Genomic DNA, 17,230 nt, shown 5'->3' on the forward strand with positions numbered 1-17,230 from the left:
AAGTTCATGTCCAGACTTGTGTTGATGATCGCCGGCGCCCTCCTGCTCCTGATTTGTGGTGCGTCGGCGCAAGCACCGTCGCCGGAGGCGATGAGCGCGGCGCGCAAGCTCGTGGTCACCTTGAAGATCGCGGACCAGTATCGCGCGCTGTTGCCGCAGCTCCTGCTCAAGCTGAGGCCCGTGGTCGCGCAGGACAGGCCGGAGATCGAGCGCGACTATGACGCGGTGACGGCACCCGGTTCCGAGATCTACACCCCGGCCCTCAACTCGATGGTCGATCAGGTCTCAGCCCTCTATGCCCAGAGCTTCAGCATCGACGAGCTGCGTCAGATCGAGGCTTTCTATGTCCAGCCGGCCGGGAAGAAGCTTCTGGAGAAGTCGGATGCGCTGGCGCAGGCAAGCGCGCAGATCGGCCAGGACGTCGGCCAGAAGACGGCCGACGAATTGAAGCAGCGCCTCATCGAAGCGCTGCGCCAGAAGGGGCACAAGCTCTGAGCTTATACCGACAGGGCTCGCGACCCTATACCTTGTCCGTCCTGCTGGCTCACTTCACAAGAGGGCAGCCGCCGTCCTTCAGGGGCCGGAAGGCCTGGTCGGCAGCGACTTCGGCGAGCAGCTTGTAGTAGTCCCACGGGCCCTTGGACTCCTCGGGCTTCTTCACCTGGAACAGGTACATGCTGTGCACCATGCGGCCGTCTTCGCGTAAGCTGCCGTTGTCGGTGAAGGCATCCTTCACCGGCAACTCGCGCATCTTGGCCATGACGGTTTTGGTGTCCCTTGTGCCGGCGGCCTGCACCGCCTTCAGGTAGTGCAGCGTCGCGCTGTAGGTCGCCGCCTGGTTCATCGTCGGCATGCGCTTGACGCGCTCCATGAAACGCTTGCCGAAAGCGCGGGTCTTGTCGTTGAGGTCCCAGTAATAGGCCTCGGTGATGATCAGTCCCTGCGCGAGCTTCAGCCCTAAGCTGTGCACGTCGGAGATGAACATCACGATCGCAGCCAGGTTCTGGCCGCCGGCGACGATGCCGAACTCACCGGCCTGCTTGATTGCGTTGATGGTGTCGCCGCCGCCGTTCGCAAGCCCGATGATCTTGGCCTTGGAGGCCTGGGCCTGGAGCAGGAAGGAGGAGAAATCCGCGGTGTTTAGCGGATGCTTGACGCTGCCGAGCACCTTGCCGCCCGCGGCCCTCACGACGTCGCCGGTGTCGCGTTCGATCGAATGGCCGAACACATAATCCGCGGTGAGGAAAAACCAGCTGTCGCCGCCGTTCTTGACGATGGCGCTGCCAACCGTGTGCGCGTTGGAATAAGTGTCGTAGGTCCAGTGCGCGGTGTAGGGCGAGCAGGACTTTCCGGTAATGTCGGAGCTCGCCGCATCCGTCACGATCATGATCTTCTCGTACTGCTTCGACAGCTCCATCACCGCGAGCGCGGTGGCGGATGTCGGCAGGTCGATGATCATATCGACGCCTTCGGTCTCCCACCACTTTCGCGCGATGGTCGAGGCGACATCGGGCTTGTTCAGCACATCGGCGCTGACCATGTCGATAGGCTTGCCGAACATCTGCCCGCCGAAATCCTCGATCGCCATTTTGGTGGCCTCGACATTCCCCTGGCCTCCGATGTCGGAATAGACCGAGGAGAAGTCGGAGAGCACGCCGATCTTGAGCGGCGCCTGCTGGGCGAGAGACGGGCTGATCAGAAACGCAGTCAATCCGGCCGCTAGGGCGGCACGCATAATTCGGCACATGGCATTTCCCCAAACTCTATCGTTGGTGCACGAGGCTAGATTTGCCCCCCCTGAAGCGTCAACTCTTGCGTAACGGCGCCGTGCTCGCTGGCTGATTTGACGCGGCCGGTTGCCCCGACTACGCTTTTGCAGAGAACAAGAAGCGGGTGAATGCGGTGGCCTGACCTGTGCTCAGGCGGCCCTCACGAAGAGAAAAAATCCAGGGGAACGGAAATGACCGGCGATATCGCAGCCACCATCTCGAAGGCCCGCGAGCATTCCATCGGCGACCTCCTGCGCCGCGCAGCGGGTCGCGATCCGGGCAAGCTCGCGGTGAGCTGCGGCCACGTGAGCTGGACCTTTGCCGAGATGGACGCGATCTGCAATCGGCTCGGCCGCGGCCTGCTTGGCCTCGGCGTGAAAAAGGGTGACCGCCTCGCCGTGCTCTCGCGCAATTCGCACGCCTTTGCGGCGCTCCGGTTCGCATTGGCCCGGATCGGCGCGGTGCTGGTGCCGATCAACTTCATGCTCAATCCGGACGAGATCAATTTCATCCTGAAGAGTTCCGGCGCAAAGCTGCTCGCGGCCGGCCCTGATTTCGTCGAGTCCGCGCGCGCGGCCTGCGCCAGGGATTGCGCGGTCGAGAAGATGATCTGGCTGCCGGGTGAGGATCCTGCCACGGCGCCCGCGGGCCTCACCAGCTTCGACGATCTCCTCAGCCCAGACGGCTCGTACCTCGAGGCGTCGGTCGACAGCCGCGATCTCGCACAGATCGTCTACACCAGCGGCACGGAGTCGCTGCCCAAGGGCGCGATGCTGACCCATGAAGCGGTGATGTGGCAGTATGTCAGCTGCATCATCGACGGCGGCATGACCGTGGACGACAAATTCCTGCACGCGCTTCCGCTCTATCATTGCGCGCAGCTCGACGTGTTCCTGGGACCGCAAATCTATCTCGGCGCCTCCGGCGTAATCACGGGCAAGCCGACCGCCGACAACATTCTGTCATTGATCCAGACGCACAGGATCACGTCGTTCTTCGCGCCGCCGACGATCTGGATCGCGATGCTGCGCTCGCCCAATTTCGACAAGACGGATTTGTCGACCTTGCAGAAGGGTTATTACGGCGCCTCGATCATGCCGGTGGAGGTGCTACTCGAACTCCAGCGCCGCCTGCCCAGCGTGAAGTTCTGGAACTTCTACGGCCAGACTGAGATCGCGCCCCTCGCAACCGTGCTGGGTCCTGCGGACCAGCTGCGCAAGGCCGGCTCTGCCGGCAAGCCCGTGCTCAATGTCGAGACCCGCGTGGTCAATACTTCAATGGAGGATGTGAAGGTCGGCGAGGTCGGCGAGATCGTGCACCGCTCGCCGCATCTGCTCTCCGGCTATTACAACGATCCGGTCAAGACGGCGGCGGCGTTCTCCGGCGGCTGGTTTCACTCCGGCGATCTCGCCACCGTCGATGACGAGGGCCACATCACCGTGGTCGATCGAGTCAAGGACATGATTAAGACCGGTGGCGAGAACGTCGCGAGCCGCGAGGTCGAGGAGATGGTCTACCGCATCCCCGCAGTGTCCGAGGTCGCGGTGGTAGGCCTGCCCGATCCGCGCTGGATCGAGGCAGTGACTGCGATTGTCGTGGTCAAGAGCGGCGAGAAGCTCGACGAGGAATCCGTCATCAAGTATTGCGCCGGCCAGATGGCGCATTTCAAGGTGCCCAAGCGCGTCATCTTCGTCGATGCCCTGCCCAAGAACCCGAGCGGCAAGCTGCTCAAGCGCGAGCTCCGCCAGCGCTTCGTCGGCGGCGAAACGCTCGACAAGGCGATCCAGAAGAATTTTGGGACCTGACGCGGAGCGCCCGACCATGAAAGTCTGGCAAATCGCGCGGGACTGGTCGATCGAGGGAATGGAGCTCGCCGATCTACCCGAGCCCAAGCCCGGTCCGGGGCAGGTCGCGGTGCGCATGCGGGCGGCATCGCTGAATCATCGCGATCTGCTCACGGTGCAGGGCAAGGGTGGCGTCACCAGATTGCCGCTGATCCCGTTCTCCGATGGCGCCGGCGAGGTGATCGCCGCCAGCGACGGCGTTTCCCGCGTAGCAGTCGGGGACCGCGTCTGCCCGATGTTCTTCCAATCGTGGATCGACGGAGCGGTTTCAGCCGCGAGCCGGCGCTACGCGCTCGGTGGCACGCGTCCGGGTGTGTTGCAGGAAGTCATGTTGCTGGACGCGGAGGATGTCAGCCGCATTCCGTCGCATCTCTCTTTCCAGGAAGCGGCGACGCTGCCTTGCGCCGGGCTAACCGCCTGGCGCGCACTGTTCGAGGAAGCCAAGGTGAAGCCCGGCGACACCGTTCTGGTGCAGGGTACCGGCGGCGTGTCGATCTTCGCATTGCAATTTGCCAAACTTGCAGGCGGGAGCGTGATCGTAACGTCATCGAGTGACGAGAAGCTCGAACGCGCTCGTGCGCTCGGCGCCGATCACACGATCAACTATCGCTCGGTTCCTGAGTGGGGCAAGGCCGCGGCAGAGTGGACCGGCGGCGGCGTCGACCACGTCGTCGAGGTCGGCGGCAAGGATACGTTCTCGCAGTCACTCGAGGCGGCGCGGATCGGCGGTACCATTCTGGTGATTGGCGTGCTCTCCGGCTTCTCGCAGCAGATCGCGATTCCAAGCCTGTTCTCCAAGAATTTGCACGTCATCGGCCTCTCTGTCGGCAGCCGCCGTATGTTCGAGGGTATGACCGCCGCGATCGGGCGAAATGGGATCAAACCGGTGATCGACCGCGTGTTCGCCTTCGACGCCGTGCCTGATGCGTTGCGGTTGATGCAGCAGGGCGGCCACTTCGGCAAGATCGTGGTGGAGTTTGGTTGAGCGAAGTTCGGCGAGAGTTGCCGCGCAACTCGTCCTACATCGTCATTGCGAGCGCAGCGAAGCAATCCAGAATCTTTCCGCAGGACAGCCTGGATTGCTTCGTCGCTTCGCTCCTCGCAATGACGGCTGAGAAGGCTGGCCTCAATACTTCTTTACAGCCGCGCCGAACGCGAACCACAGCGCCATGGACGCGAGGCCAAAACCGCCGAGCAGCAGGAAGGTCGGGCCGTAGCCGATCCATTGCGCGATCCAGCCGCCCAGCGCGGGGCTGAGGCTCGCGCCGATGCCCTGCACGGTGATGACGGCACCCTGGCCGAGATTGATGCGGCCGGTGCCGTTGAGGGAGCGCGCGACCATGCCTGGGACGGCAACCGTCTGGAGCCCGGTGCCGATGCCGTCGAGCACCTGCATCGGCACGACGCCCCACCATCCCGTGACGAAGAAGGCGAGCACGCCGCGGATGGGCAGGAACATGAAGGAGACGAGGATGATAGGCCAGTAGTTGCGCTTGCTCGCCGCCCTCATGGCGATCAGCGACGTGATGACCATGACGCCTTGTGCGATCACGACGGTGGTCGCGACGAAGCTCGGGCCGTTGGCCTGGCCTTCGGCGACCGCCGCCAGGCCGTAGAGCGGCACGATGGCGGCATTGCCGAGATGAAACAGCGCGAGCGCCATTGCCAGCACGAGCAGCGCGCGGTGCTTGAGCAGCATCGTGAGCGCGTCCGGCGCGCTGTCCGGATCGTCCTCCTTGCTGCCGCGCGCGGCGCGATCGTCGATCGCCTTGGCCGGGATCATCATCACGCAAGCGATCGCGATGGCGCCGAAGATTGCCGCCAGCACGAACACGGAGACATAGCCGAACCTGTAACCGAGATAGCCCGACAGCGCGGCGCCGACCATGTTGCCGGCGTGGTTGAATGCCTGGTTGCGGCCGTTGAGCGCGTTAAAGCCCTTCTGCTTGGCGATGCCGAGCGTGATGCCGGTGACCGCCGGCACGATCGCGGCGCTCGCCAGCGATTGTGCGACCTGCGAGAATGTCACCGCCCAGAAATTCTGCGAGATCAGGATGATCGCGGACGCGAGCACCACGCAGATGCCGGGAATGACGACCCACATGCGCTTGTTGCGGCTCGCGTCGATGAAGCCGCCGATCGGCGTCGTGATCAGCATGCCCGCGACATTGCCGATCGTCATCGCGGTGCCGATCAATCCGCTCGCCCAGCCGCGCTCCTGGAGGAAGACGCCGACGAAAGGGCCGATGCCCGACTGCATGTCGGCCATGAAGAAGTTGAGAGCGAACAGGGGCCAGATACGAGACGAGGAGGGGGACCGCGATGTCATCGATACCAAAACGTGGTCTCAGCCGGGATGCGGCGGGTGGGACATGATCCTTTCAGCCAATCGTTCTGGCGCGGACGAGAGTTTAACGAGCGCTGATCGGGTTGGTTCCAGGTTTCGCCCGGTCGGTGGGGCTTGCGGTCACCGCCAGCAATTCCTTATTGACGTTGGATCGTCTCTGTCGGGAGTACGGCATGCCCCTCTGGACCTGCGAAACCTGCGGCGCGCAATTTCCGGGCGAAAATCCGCCAACGTCCTGTGAAATTTGCGAGGACGAACGGCAATACGTCGGGTGGAAGGGCCAGACTTTCCTCACGCGCGAGGCGCTCTCGGAACGTCACCGCATGGTCTGGCGCGACGATCTCGGCCTGACCGGCCTCGCGCTCGAGCCAAGCTTTGCCATCGGCCAGCGCGCGCTGCTGGCGCCGCTCGCGGACGGCTGGCTGATGTGGGACTGCGTCCCGCTGGCGACGCCGGAGGCGATCGCGCATGTGCGGTCACTCGGCGGCCTGAAGGCGATCGCGATCTCGCATCCGCATTACTATGGCGCGCTCGCCGATTGGAGCGAGGCGTTTGGCGGGGTGCCGGTCTATTTGCACGCCGATGATCGCCAATGGGTGACGCGTCCGCATGCTTCGATCGTGCACTGGACCGGCGACAGCCATCGCATCTCCGAGGATGTGCTGCTCCTGCGCACCGGCGGTCATTTCGCCGGCGCCACCATGCTGCATCACGCGAGCGGTGCGGACGGCAAGGGCGCGCTACTCACCGGCGATATCGCGCAGGTCACGATGGATCGCCGCTTCGTCAGCTTCATGTACTCCTATCCGAACTACATGCCACTCGATGCCGCCGCGGTGCGACGGATTGCGGCTGCCGTCGAGCCGCTGGCCTTCGATCGCATCTACGGCGCCTGGTGGGACCGCAACATCGCCGCAGGCGCCAAGGCCGCATTCGCGGCCTCTGTCGCGCGCTATCTGGCCGCCATCGCCTGAGCTGGCGCGCGACCGGATTTATCTTGCTGGTCCATAATAAATGGACTATAAGTACAGTTATTAAGCGCGACGATGCGTCTGCGGGACGGCATGATCGATGCATCGCTGTTTCCGCGGCGCTTGCCGCGTGAGCGGGAGTTAGGTCGATGACGGCAGGGCGCGACTACGAGATTTTCGAGGCCGGCGACGTCGCGCTCCGGTCCGGGGCCGTCGTCCCTTCGCTCAAGCTCGCCTACAAGACCTACGGCACGCTCAGTCCGGACAAGGACAACGTGGTTCTCTATCCGACCTCGTTCAGCGCGCAGCACGCCGACACCGAGTGGCTGATTGGCCCCGACGGGGTGCTCGACGCAACACGCTACTTCATCGTGATTCCGAATCTGTTCGGTAACGGGCTGTCGTCCTCGCCGTCGAATACCGCCGCGCCGTTCCCGATCCTGACCTATCACGATGCCATCGCGGTCCAGCACCGGCTGCTCACCGAGCGGTTCGGCATCTCGAAGCTTGCCCTGGTCTATGGCTGGTCGATGGGCGGCATGCAGGCCTATCACTGGGCGGCGCTGCATCCCGATATGGTCGAGCGGGCGGCCGTCGTCTGCGGCAGTGCCCGCTGCGCGCCCTATAATTACGTCTTCCTGGAAAGCGTGAAGGCCGCGCTGACCGCCGATCCCGCCTTCCGCGACGGCCGCTTCGTCGCGAAGCCTGTCGCGGGCTATCGCGCCATGGGGCGCGTCTACGCGGGTTGGGCGATGTCGCACGGTTTCTATCGCGACGAGATCTGGCGCGAAGCAGGCTTCACCTCGCTGGACGACTATCTCGTCCGCACCTGGGACGCGGCGTTTGCCCGGCGCGATGCTAACGATCTCCTGGCGCAGATCGGCATCTGGCAGAACGGCGATGTCAGCCGCTGCACGACCTTCGATGGCGATTTCGATCGCGCGCTCGGTGCGATCAACGCGCACATGTTGCTGATGCCCGGTAGGACCGACCGCTATTTCGACGTCCGCGACAACGAGGACGAACTCGGCCGGCTGGTCAATGCGCGCTCTGCGGTGCTGCATCCGATCCCGTCGCTGCACGGCCATCGCGCCGGCAACCCCGTCAACAATGCGCGCGATCGGGCCTTCATCAAGGCCGAGATCGCAGAGCTCCTCGGCAAGTAGGGCAGGCATCCGATCATGATCGACGCAACCGTTTCAGAGTCCGGCCATCGGCTGAAGCCGCTGGCGCCGGCGATGCTGCGTGAACTGTCGGTGCGGTCCAACCTCAGGGGTGCCGTGCAGAGCCTCGGCCATTACGGCGTGATCCTGCTGGTCGGCGGGCTGATCTGGATGGTCGCCTCACGCCATGGCGTGCTCTGGGCGCTGCCGCTGATGGCGGTGCAAGGCTATCTCGTCGCCTTCCTGTTCATGGCTGTGCACGAGACCGCACACAAGACCGCGTTCAAAAGCCGCGGTCTCAACCTCGTGGTCGGCTATCTCTCAGGCTTCATCATCGGATTGCCCTACGAATATTATTGCCTGTTTCACTGGGACCATCATCGCTACACCCAGGATCCTGACAAGGACCCCGAACTGATCGTCGGCGTGAAGCCCACATCGGACACTCAACTCGCGATCGCCTATAGCGGCCTGCTTCAGGTCGCCGGGCGCTTGCGGTTGATGCTCGACCATGCCGTCACCGGCAAGGTCGTCGTGCCCTGGATCCCCGAGAACAGACGCACCATCATCGTCACCGAGGCGCGCGCTTACGTCGCACTTTATGCGCTGCTGCTCGTGCTCTCGCTGTGGTTCTCGTCGGCGCTGCTGCTCTGGGTCTGGATCGTGCCGCTGAACATTGGGCAGTTCTTCCTGCGGCCCTATCTCTACGCCGAGCACACCGGCTGCGAGCGCACCCGCAGCGCATTCCAGAACACCCGCACCACCTACACCGGCGCAATCGTCAAATGGGTTGCGTGGAATATGCCTTACCATGTCGAGCACCACGCTTATCCCACGATCCCGTTCCACGCGCTGCCGAAGCTGAACGGGATCGTCGACGGCGAGATCGTCCACCGCGGCCGCGGCTACATCAGAACGACGCGCGAGACCTGGGCCTGGTTTCGCCGACATCGACAGGCCGGCTAGTAGAAAAAAATTGACGTGCAAAGGCCCCGATCGCGGTGCGATCGGGGCTTTGTCGTGAATGCGGGATATCAGTAGATCCCGTACGCGCAGACGTTCACGACGCGGACGCGCAGGCCGTGGCGGGTCTGGACGACGCGCTCCTGATAGCAATTGTTGACGCCGCTGTTGACGTAGACCCCGCCAAAGCCCCAGCTGGGACCCCAGTGATGGTGGAAGCCGTGGGCCGACGCGGCGGTGGGGGCGAGAGCGGCAACGCCGAGCGAGCCGGCGGCGATCAGACCAAGTGCAAGCTTACGAAACATCTTCATTCTCCAGTGTGGCGCAGGGGCCGTTGTTGTGTCCCTGCATCTCGGTCGAGCCGAAACGCGGATGCGTTCATGCAGGCAGGGGAGAATCGTGTTTCAGGAGTGTTTCGTCGGTCGCGGTGCGTTGCGCCGCCGTCCTGCTTTTTGCGCCGCGCGATAGCGCACGGCCATCGCTTCTGTCAGCTCGGCCATCTTCTCACGCAGATCGGCCGGCTCCAGTACTTCGGCCTCGGGCCCGAGCCGCAACAATTCGGCGGCGGCATGCCATGACGTCTTGCCGGTCGGCACTCTGGCAATGCGCCAGCCGTCTGCATCCGCGGTCTCTTCGAGCTGCGTGCGCGCCCTGACGTAAGGCTGGGTCAGCGCGTCGAGCAGTTTCACGCCGAAGGGCGACAGCCGAACGATCGCGACATTGGGATGCATCTCGGCCTCGAGACGCAGCGTTGCGTCCCGCCAATAGTTGGCGAGATCGAAACCGGCGGGCCGCTCACAGCGATCTTCGAGCGCCGTGCAGTCGAGCACGCGCGCGACGCGATAGGTCCGCACGCTGCCGTCGACCCGACCTGCCAGATACCAGCTGCCACCTTTCAGCACGAGACCGAGCGGCGCGACGCGACGCTGCTTCTCGGCGCGCCAGCTCTGGTAGCGGATCTTGATCAGTGTCCCGCGCAGGGTCGCGGCAGCGATGGTGCGCAGATGCTTGGGTTCTTCCGCCTCGCCGAACCAGCCCGGCGCGTCGAGGTGAAAACGCTCCTGCATCCGTCCGGCGTCTTCGCGCAAATTGGCGGGCAGTGCGGCCATCAGCTTGTTCTGCGCGGCGATCATCGCCGCATCCAGCCCGAAAGCTGCCGCCGGGCCCGGCAATCCCGCCAGGAACAGCGCTTCCGCCTCGCTTTGTGACAGACCGTTCAGCCGCACGCGATAGCCATCGAGCAGGCGGTAGCCGCCCTCCGCGCCGCGGTCGGCATAGACGGGGACGCCGGATGCCGCGAGCGCGTCGATGTCGCGGTAGATCGTGCGCACCGAGACTTCGCAGGCCTCCGCGAGCTCAGGCGCGGTGACCTGCCCCCTGGCCTGGAGGGTGGTGAGGATCGACAGCATCCGGCTCGCGCGCATGGTCCCTTAAACCATACCTGACACAGGATGTCAGGTATGGTCCGCTACAATGCCATTTGCCAGCCGGCCAGATGGAGACCGCCATGACCGATCCGAACCGCATCACGCTATATTATTCGCCGCAAAGCCGCGCCACCGGCACGCGGGTGCTGCTTGAGGAACTGGGGGCGCCCTATGATCTTCATGTCCTCAACATGAAGGCCGCCGAGCAGCGCCAGCCGGCCTATCTCGCCGTCAACCCGCTCGGCAAGGTGCCGGCGATTCACCACAGCGGGCAGCTTGTGACCGAGCAGGTCGCGATTACCGTCTATCTCGCCGATTTGTTTCCGCAGGCAGGGCTGACGCCCGCGCTGAACGATCCGCTGCGCGGCCCCTATCTGCGCTGGATCGCCTATTACGGCGCCTCGTTCGAGCCGGCTCTGATCGACAAGTTCATGCAGCGCGAGCCGGCACCGATCACGCAATCGCCTTATGCCGACTACGACGCCATGCTCGGCGCGCTCGAGGCGCAGCTGTCGAAGGGACCGTATCTGCTCGGCGAGCGCATGACGGCCGCGGATGTGCTGTGGGGCGTCGCGTTCAGCTGGACGATGATGTTCGGCATTGTGCCGAAAAAGGACGTGTTCGTCCGCTATGCCGAACGCATGACCTCGCGGCCGGCGTTCCAGCGCATCAACGCGGCCGACGCCGAGATGGCTACGCAGCATGCCGCGGCGCTTCAGGGCTGAGTGATCCAAGGTTGAAGATGACGAAGCCGATGCACACGACCAACTGCTTCAACACCTTCATCCAGGTTGCTGAAGATTGTCCTGCGCGCACAGGCGAAGAGCCGCCGCTGCGCGCGGGAAAGCCGACGGTGGCGTGCCTGCAATACGGGATGATCGCGAAGGCGCCTTACAAATACACGTCCGACGACGTGATCTTCGCGACGTCCGCGCCAGGACGCGAACTCGCCGTGAAGGCAACGGAAACGGAGAAGCAGGCGGCCCGTGAAGCGTTCTTCTCCCGAGGGCAGGCGTGCATGAGGGCGTCGAGCCTGGGCAAGCGCTTCGGCTGGGGCGTTCATGCCGATAGCAAGGGCCGGGTCGCGCTCTATCCCATCGAGAGCAAACGCTACCAGGCGCTTGCCCGCGATCCGAAGCTCACGCAGGTGCGGGCGATGCGGTCGAAGCGGGCGTGATCAGAAAATTGGCGGCCGCTTCTCCGCGAAGGCCTTGATGCCTTCCTTGATCTCGTCGCCGCGCATGCTGTCACGGTGGCGCTGGTCGGCGCCTTGCTCGTCGAGTTCGCCGCGGGCGAATTCGTTGATCGCGCGCTTCATGCCGCGCATCGCCTGCGGCGCGTTGCCGGCGAGGATGTTGGCGAGCCTGTCGACCTCCTCGTCCAGAAACTCGACCGCCACCATATCGGTGAGATAGCCGATCCGCAGCATCTCCGGCGCGCTGATCTTTTGCGCGGTCAGGAACAGCTTTTTTGCATTGTCGACGCCGAGCCGTGTCACGTAACGCTTGATGCCGCTGCTGTAGTAATGCAGCCCGAGGCGTGCCGCGGGCATGAACATCTCGGCGGTATCCACGCCGATGCGGAAGTCGCAGGCGAGCGCGAGGTCGGTCGCGCCGCCATAGACGCCGCCGTTGAGCCGGCAGATCGTGGGGACCCCGAGATCCTCCAGCCGGTTGACGACTACCTCAAAGGCGGAGCCCGCGCTCTGCTGCTCGTTCGCACTGACCGCGCGCTCGGCAACCGAGTTGAGATCATAGCCCGCGGAGAAGGCGCGCCCGGTGCCGGTCAACACCAGCACGCGGATAGCAGGATCGGCCTCGACCCGATCGAACAGTTTGACCAGCTCGCCGAGATCCTCGGCCTGGAGCCGGTTGAGATGTTTGGGTCGGTTGAGGCGGATGGTGGCGCGTGCGCCAACGAGTTCGAGCACCGGGCCGGTGGCTGCGTCGGTGATGTCCGACATTCTTGTCTCCATTTATTTGCTTGTCGCCATCTACTTGTTTTCGAGCGTGCGCCGCTTCGCCTCGGCATCGATGGTTTCGGCGAGATCGGGATGCCGCGCCATCAGCACGCGGAAGTCGACGAGGTCGAGCACGAGAAGCCGCGACACCTTGGTGGTCGAGACATTGGCGCCGCGCAAATTGTTGCCGAGCAAGGCCATCTCGCCGAAGAACGCGCCGTCGCCGAGCTGCACCTTCTTGCCGGGCAGGTCGACCTCGACCTCGCCGGCGGCGATGAAATACATGCAATCGCCCTGCGCACCCTTGCGGATGATCATGGTGCGCGCCGGCAGCTCCATGGTTCGCAGCATGTGGGTGACGTCGGCGATGGCCGCCGGTCCGAGCGCCGCGAAGAACGGCACCTTGCTGACGGATTCCCAGGTCTTGAGGAAATTGTCGCGCCGGGTCTCCGCGGCAAAGCCGGTCGCCAAAATACCGGTCCAGAGGCCGAACACACCGAGGCCGGAGATCATCACCAGCGCGGCCACCATGCGGCCCAGCGGCGTCACCGGCACGACGTCGCCATAACCCGTCGTCGTCAGGGTTGCGACGGCCCACCACAGCGCGGCGGGGACGCTGCCGAAGGTCTGCGGCTGCACGTCCCGCTCCAGGAAATATTCGGCGACCGAGGCCAGGAAGACCACCATCAGGAAGATCACGAGCACGCTGAGCAGCGGCCCCGATTCGAGCACCAGCACGCGGCGGAGCTGCCGCAGGCCGGGAATGCCCGGCACCACCTTCAGCACCCAGAGCACGCTGAGCAGCCACGCCGTCCTGGGCTCGATCCCGAGAATCAGCGCGGCCGGCACCGCCAACGCACCGACCGCGTCGACCAGCCCGGCGGAGGAGGACATGTAGAGTGCAAGGCGCCCCTGTCGCGCCATATGGCGCAGCCGGACCACCCATTCGAACACGAAGTAGACGAGGCAGGTCCAAAGCAGGGCATCGACCCAGCGATGCGCCGTCTCATAGGCCGGGCTGACCGTCAGCAGCACCATGCCGAGCACGCCGACGGCGACGGCCACATAGGCCGCCCTGGTCATGTTGCGGCCGGCCGTGGCGGCCGCGAACTGGGCCAGAGCGGAGATCAGCGGCTTGGACATGCGGGAAGGCGGCTCGGTTTTGTCTTTGCGGCCCCGACTGGAACCTCGGTGCCAAAGTGCCTGCCCTGGTCGAGGCCGTCAACGACGGGCGCGGCCGCGGGCCACGTGCCGCTACTTGAAATGCGGCGGTTCGTCGTAGCCGCGACGGCTGCTGAAGAACAGCAGCACCATCAAGCCGATGCCGACAAGAACGGAAAACCCGGCCCCCAGCGCCAGCGCCACATAGCCTTCCGTCGGAATCGGCTCGCCCTCGACCGCCATCGCGGAGTAAGCGAAATAGCCAACCGCGGCCAACATTCCCAGCAGGAAGATGATGAGGAGTGCACGCATGGCGCGGTCTCCGGTTGATCCGAGAACAAACGGTTGTGGACAGGGACGGTTCCCGGACTGGGGTCCCCCGGTCCTTCGCGGACGTGCCGGCAAGGCGTCGCCGCAGATCCTCAATCGATAGGTCAGGCACTCTGAGCTGTCTTCACCACCACGACATTGCTCTCATCGTGGTGGGGAGGGGCCGCATCCTGGGCGGCCTTCTCGCCCTCGCCCGCATGGCGCTTGAGGTAGTCGCGGCGCATGCCGATCTCGTCGCGGACGAATTCGTAGCCGAGCTTGAAGGTGTCGAGCCCGTCAGTACTGATCGTGCCGTCTCGCAAGCCGATGACCGCGCCGCGCAAGATGCCTTCCAGCTCGTCCTGGAGACATTCGAGCTGGTCGAGCGAATGCGCGTGTTCGATCCGCTCGCCGATGTCGAGGATGGCGGTGGAAAGCTCGCTGGCCTTCTCCGGCGCGATCCGGGTGATCTTGGCGTAGATCGCGGCGAAGATCGAGCCGATGACGCTGAGCGCGGCAGCGGCCAGATACATCAGGTCGCTGTACTTATCCATGAACGACTTGGTGTCGTCGTTGATGTAGTCGGCCGCCCCTTGATGCGCCATCACGAAGGCGTCCTTCTCGACGGAGGCGGGTTCGATTCTGCTGGCAAAGCCACTGTCGAGCCCGAGCGCGGACTTGTTCTCGTAGACGCTGCGCGCGAGCTCCCCGGCCGCCGTCGGCGACATCCGGGATTGGGCGACCAGCAACCATTCGAGCCCGATCGTGTCGAGATCGTCGTCGGGAATTTCCGGTGATGCAGACAGCGTGCCCGCCGTCAGCGTCTCGCTGGAAATGCCGGGGATCCTGCGCGCCAGCGCTTTCGCCTCGTCGATCGCGTTCAGCGTGAAGCCGCCGCGCCTGGCGACCTGCTCATACGCCTTGTCCCGCACCGCCCTCGAGGCGTGGACGATGGCGACGACCGCGCCAAAGCCGCTTGCCGGCGCGAACAGCTTGTCGAGCGTTGCGCCCGGCGGCGCCATCTGGATCCTCGCCGCGTCCGCGCCATCGGGAATGTCGAGGATGCCGCGGACGAAGGCGAGCGATGATTCGTTGTCGGCGAGGACGGCGACCTTCTTCTTCTTCAGCTCGGCGAGCGACTTGATCTTCTTGTTTCCCGGCCCGAGCAGCAGCACGAGATCGTGCTCGAGGATCGCGAGCGTGCGCGCCCGCAGCGGCACCTTGGCGTCGGTGCGCAGCACCGCGAGGTCAGCCTGCTTGCGATCGAACTGGGCGATCGCCTTGGCGTTGTCGGCGTTGTTGACGATCTTGATCCGGAAGCGCGAGGCGTTGTTCTTCAGGACGGCGGCGAGCTTGGCTGCGAACAGCGCCTCGTCGCTGTTAGGGGCGCCGACGGCAAAGGTCAGCGTTTCCGAACTGTGCACCAGCATGCGGCCGCCCCAGACGGTGGCAAGCGACAACAGCAGGGTCAGCACGACGTAGAGGAAGACCTGCTGCTGATTGGTCTTGATCACCTTGGGTCGCCGGGGCGGTGGCTCGATCGGCGATGAGGTCGGGCCCTCAGTACTCATGGCAGCACTCTGGCCTTATGCTTCCGGTGGCGGGCGGCATCGCGGATGCGATCGCTGCGGTCGCCCTGTAATTCGTAAACGTCTGAAAAAAGAACGATATTCTCTGCCGGCAATGATAGCGCGCAGGCCGCGGAATGCAAATTCCGAGCCGAAGGTAACCTTACTCAACCCGGCCGCGGCGATTGGTCATCCTATCACCAGTTAGCCACAGTTGGCGATTTTCCGGTTCCCCCCGGCTGCATTCCCCCGCGGGAGGTGTCATAAATCGCAGGTCCCGGCGATTTGACCGGCCCAGGAAGAGATTGCGCTGAACGCTCCAATTCTTCCTGTCACGTCAACGAGGGCGCCTTGTCGTTTCCACCCCTGTCATCGGCGGTTCCGGTCGAAGCCCTCATTGGTTGGATGTTGCTGCTGACGTTCAAGCACATCATCGCTGATTTCGTCCTCCAGACCGCCTGGATGGCGCATGGCAAGGACCAGAAGCACGGCTGGGCCCTGCCGCTCCTGGTGCACTGCCTGGTTCACCTTGCGGTTGCGCTGCCGCTCATCCTGATCGTGGCGCCGAAATTCTGGTTTGTGGCGCTGATCGACTTCGTGATCCACATCACGATCGACCGCGCCAAGGGCCTCGTCTCGGCCAATTTCGGTGTCGATCTTGCGCATCCCTGGTTCTGGACCCTGATCGGTGTCGACCAGGCCCTGCACCATCTGACCGGCTTCGGCCTCTCCATCTTCATGGCGGCGAACTGAGCGCTGGCGGCCGTCTGGAGTGGCTGGCGGGCCTGCGTGGTTCGAGACGGCGCTTCGCGCCTCCTCGCCACGAGGGCTGAGAATCTTTCAGCAGAAGCAGACCTCATCCTGAGGGCCCGCCGAAGGCGGGTGTCTCGAAGGATGGCCACAGAGAAAACCCTTTCCAGCCCATTGATTCGCGGCCCACGCGCAAGGACCCCGGGTGACTACCGGGCAGCGTGGTTAACCTTTCATTAGAGAATTGCACTGCATCTTCCCAGACGAGGGAGAACTGCAATGTTTTCAAGCCGCGATACCTTTGAAGGCGATTCGTGCCCGGTCCGCGACGAACTCCTTGGCGAGATGTACCGCGCCAGCGAGAGTGGCCTGCCGAGGCTGGTTGAAAGTGTTTCCCCTGACGCGCGCGCCAGGCTGGCGCTGTTCTGCTATCGCCGAAGCCATCTGCATTCGCTGGCGGTCGCGATCGCAGGCAGCTGCAACGAGCGCGACCTGATCGAGAACGGCGGCCGTGTCGGTTCGACGCTCTACGCGCTTGCGCGCGAAGGCGCGGCGAAATCCTCGCCGTCGCTGTCCGGTGGGCGCAAGCCGATCACGCTGTCGACCAAGCCGCTCTCGGTGCTCGCGCCGCTGGACGACGAGATCGACGACGAGATCAGCGAAGCCGTCCCGGCCTAAACGCTCGCGATCATTGGCAGCCCGAATTTCCGTCGCGCCATCGCGCATTCGGCGTCGCCCGGCATGCACGTGCGGCACACGTCCGGCCGCACTGCGTAGATGCCGCACGCGGTCGCTTGTCCGATCTCTCCCTGCAACGCCGAACAGCGATCGCCTTCGCAGCGCATGCCGGATTGACGGTCGTTGACGAGCGCTTCGGGAATCGCGGCGAGCTCCTCGTCGCTCTCGATCGAGAAGCGCGGCCAGTTCGCCGAATAGCCGCAGCAGGCGCCGCAACTCTGGCAGCAGCTCGACAGGTCGATGGGGGCGTTCTCGTCCAT

General features: G+C 64.3%; 19 protein-coding genes. 10 read left to right on the forward strand and 9 right to left on the reverse strand.

Annotated features, from left to right (window positions below; translation table 11 throughout):
- Positions 1 to 6 precede the first annotated feature (6 nt).
- Positions 7 to 495 (forward strand): DUF2059 domain-containing protein, encoded by a 489-nt coding sequence (locus tag IVB40_RS03050; protein WP_247283386.1) that lies wholly within the window; start codon positions 7 to 9, stop codon positions 493 to 495.
- Between the two features lie 49 nt (positions 496 to 544).
- On the opposite strand, the gene IVB40_RS03055 is transcribed toward IVB40_RS03050, so the two are convergent.
- Positions 545 to 1,747 carry an ABC transporter substrate-binding protein gene (locus IVB40_RS03055; RefSeq protein ID WP_247362875.1) on the reverse strand — a complete coding sequence of 401 codons (1,203 nt, stop codon included), beginning with the start codon at positions 1,745 to 1,747 and terminating at the stop codon, positions 545 to 547.
- A 213-nt stretch (positions 1,748 to 1,960) separates the two neighbouring features.
- Between IVB40_RS03055 and IVB40_RS03060 the strand changes: the two genes are divergently transcribed.
- Positions 1,961 to 3,574: an acyl-CoA synthetase gene (locus tag IVB40_RS03060; RefSeq protein ID WP_247818057.1), complete on the forward strand. Its 1,614-nt coding sequence runs from the start codon at positions 1,961 to 1,963 to the stop codon at positions 3,572 to 3,574.
- A gap of 16 nt (positions 3,575 to 3,590) precedes the next feature.
- Positions 3,591 to 4,598 carry an NAD(P)-dependent alcohol dehydrogenase gene (locus tag IVB40_RS03065; RefSeq protein ID WP_247818058.1) on the forward strand — a complete coding sequence of 336 codons (1,008 nt, stop codon included), beginning with the start codon at positions 3,591 to 3,593 and terminating at the stop codon, positions 4,596 to 4,598.
- Between the two features lie 141 nt (positions 4,599 to 4,739).
- Here IVB40_RS03065 and IVB40_RS03070 read toward each other — a convergent pair whose 3' ends face one another.
- On the reverse strand, positions 4,740 to 5,942 hold the full coding sequence (locus tag IVB40_RS03070) for an MFS transporter (protein WP_247818059.1): 1,203 nt from the start codon (positions 5,940 to 5,942) through the stop codon (positions 4,740 to 4,742).
- 191 nt (positions 5,943 to 6,133) lie between these two features.
- Here IVB40_RS03070 and IVB40_RS03075 point away from each other — a divergent pair, with 191 nt between their 5' ends.
- From IVB40_RS03075 to IVB40_RS03085, 3 genes are all read left to right on the forward strand, one after another.
- Positions 6,134 to 6,934 (forward strand): MBL fold metallo-hydrolase, encoded by an 801-nt coding sequence (locus tag IVB40_RS03075; RefSeq protein ID WP_247818060.1) that lies wholly within the window; start codon positions 6,134 to 6,136, stop codon positions 6,932 to 6,934.
- Positions 6,935 to 7,080: 146 nt separating this feature from the next.
- Positions 7,081 to 8,097, forward strand: coding sequence for an alpha/beta fold hydrolase (locus IVB40_RS03080; RefSeq protein ID WP_247818061.1), 1,017 nt, complete (start codon positions 7,081 to 7,083; stop codon positions 8,095 to 8,097).
- 15 nt (positions 8,098 to 8,112) lie between these two features.
- Positions 8,113 to 9,060 (forward strand): fatty acid desaturase, encoded by a 948-nt coding sequence (locus IVB40_RS03085; protein WP_247818062.1) that lies wholly within the window; start codon positions 8,113 to 8,115, stop codon positions 9,058 to 9,060.
- Between the two features lie 68 nt (positions 9,061 to 9,128).
- Here IVB40_RS03085 and IVB40_RS03090 read toward each other — a convergent pair whose 3' ends face one another.
- Together IVB40_RS03090 and IVB40_RS03095 are read right to left on the reverse strand one after the other, a co-directional pair.
- Complete coding sequence (locus IVB40_RS03090) at positions 9,129 to 9,362, reverse strand: hypothetical protein (RefSeq protein ID WP_007599629.1); 234 nt, start codon at positions 9,360 to 9,362, stop codon at positions 9,129 to 9,131.
- Positions 9,363 to 9,461: 99 nt separating this feature from the next.
- On the reverse strand, positions 9,462 to 10,481 hold the full coding sequence (locus IVB40_RS03095; protein WP_247818063.1) for a YafY family protein: 1,020 nt from the start codon (positions 10,479 to 10,481) through the stop codon (positions 9,462 to 9,464).
- 83 nt (positions 10,482 to 10,564) lie between these two features.
- Here IVB40_RS03095 and IVB40_RS03100 point away from each other — a divergent pair, with 83 nt between their 5' ends.
- On the forward strand, positions 10,565 to 11,209 hold the full coding sequence (locus tag IVB40_RS03100; RefSeq protein WP_247818064.1) for a glutathione S-transferase family protein: 645 nt from the start codon (positions 10,565 to 10,567) through the stop codon (positions 11,207 to 11,209).
- 17 nt (positions 11,210 to 11,226) lie between these two features.
- Complete coding sequence (locus IVB40_RS03105) at positions 11,227 to 11,661, forward strand: DUF6157 family protein (RefSeq protein ID WP_247818065.1); 435 nt, start codon at positions 11,227 to 11,229, stop codon at positions 11,659 to 11,661.
- Here IVB40_RS03105 and IVB40_RS03110 read toward each other — a convergent pair whose 3' ends face one another.
- The 4 genes from IVB40_RS03110 to IVB40_RS03125 form a co-directional block, all read right to left on the reverse strand.
- Positions 11,662 to 12,447 carry an enoyl-CoA hydratase/isomerase family protein gene (locus IVB40_RS03110; protein ID WP_247432071.1) on the reverse strand — a complete coding sequence of 262 codons (786 nt, stop codon included), beginning with the start codon at positions 12,445 to 12,447 and terminating at the stop codon, positions 11,662 to 11,664.
- 30 nt (positions 12,448 to 12,477) lie between these two features.
- The gene (locus tag IVB40_RS03115; protein WP_247406164.1) at positions 12,478 to 13,587 is read right to left on the reverse strand and encodes a cyclic nucleotide-gated ion channel; all 1,110 of its coding nucleotides are present in this window, start codon (positions 13,585 to 13,587) and stop codon (positions 12,478 to 12,480) included.
- Between the two features lie 111 nt (positions 13,588 to 13,698).
- The gene (locus IVB40_RS03120) at positions 13,699 to 13,917 is read right to left on the reverse strand and encodes a hypothetical protein (RefSeq protein WP_007605264.1); all 219 of its coding nucleotides are present in this window, start codon (positions 13,915 to 13,917) and stop codon (positions 13,699 to 13,701) included.
- Positions 13,918 to 14,039: 122 nt separating this feature from the next.
- A complete protein-coding gene (locus IVB40_RS03125) occupies positions 14,040 to 15,485 on the reverse strand; it encodes a TAXI family TRAP transporter solute-binding subunit (RefSeq protein ID WP_027570142.1) in 1,446 nt (481 codons plus the stop codon).
- 402 nt (positions 15,486 to 15,887) lie between these two features.
- Between IVB40_RS03125 and IVB40_RS03130 the strand changes: the two genes are divergently transcribed.
- Together IVB40_RS03130 and IVB40_RS03135 are read left to right on the forward strand one after the other, a co-directional pair.
- On the forward strand, positions 15,888 to 16,235 hold the full coding sequence (locus IVB40_RS03130; protein ID WP_018458457.1) for a DUF3307 domain-containing protein: 348 nt from the start codon (positions 15,888 to 15,890) through the stop codon (positions 16,233 to 16,235).
- Between the two features lie 276 nt (positions 16,236 to 16,511).
- The gene (locus IVB40_RS03135; protein ID WP_007599645.1) at positions 16,512 to 16,910 is read left to right on the forward strand and encodes a hypothetical protein; all 399 of its coding nucleotides are present in this window, start codon (positions 16,512 to 16,514) and stop codon (positions 16,908 to 16,910) included.
- Here IVB40_RS03135 and IVB40_RS03140 read toward each other — a convergent pair.
- Entirely contained in the window at positions 16,907 to 17,230 is a 324-nt protein-coding gene (locus IVB40_RS03140; protein ID WP_247406170.1) for a YkgJ family cysteine cluster protein, read from the reverse strand. The two genes, IVB40_RS03135 and IVB40_RS03140, sit on opposite strands and share 4 nt — an antisense overlap.

It is taken from the genome of Bradyrhizobium sp. 40, from assembly GCF_023100925.1.
Taxonomy (GTDB): domain Bacteria; phylum Pseudomonadota; class Alphaproteobacteria; order Rhizobiales; family Xanthobacteraceae; genus Bradyrhizobium.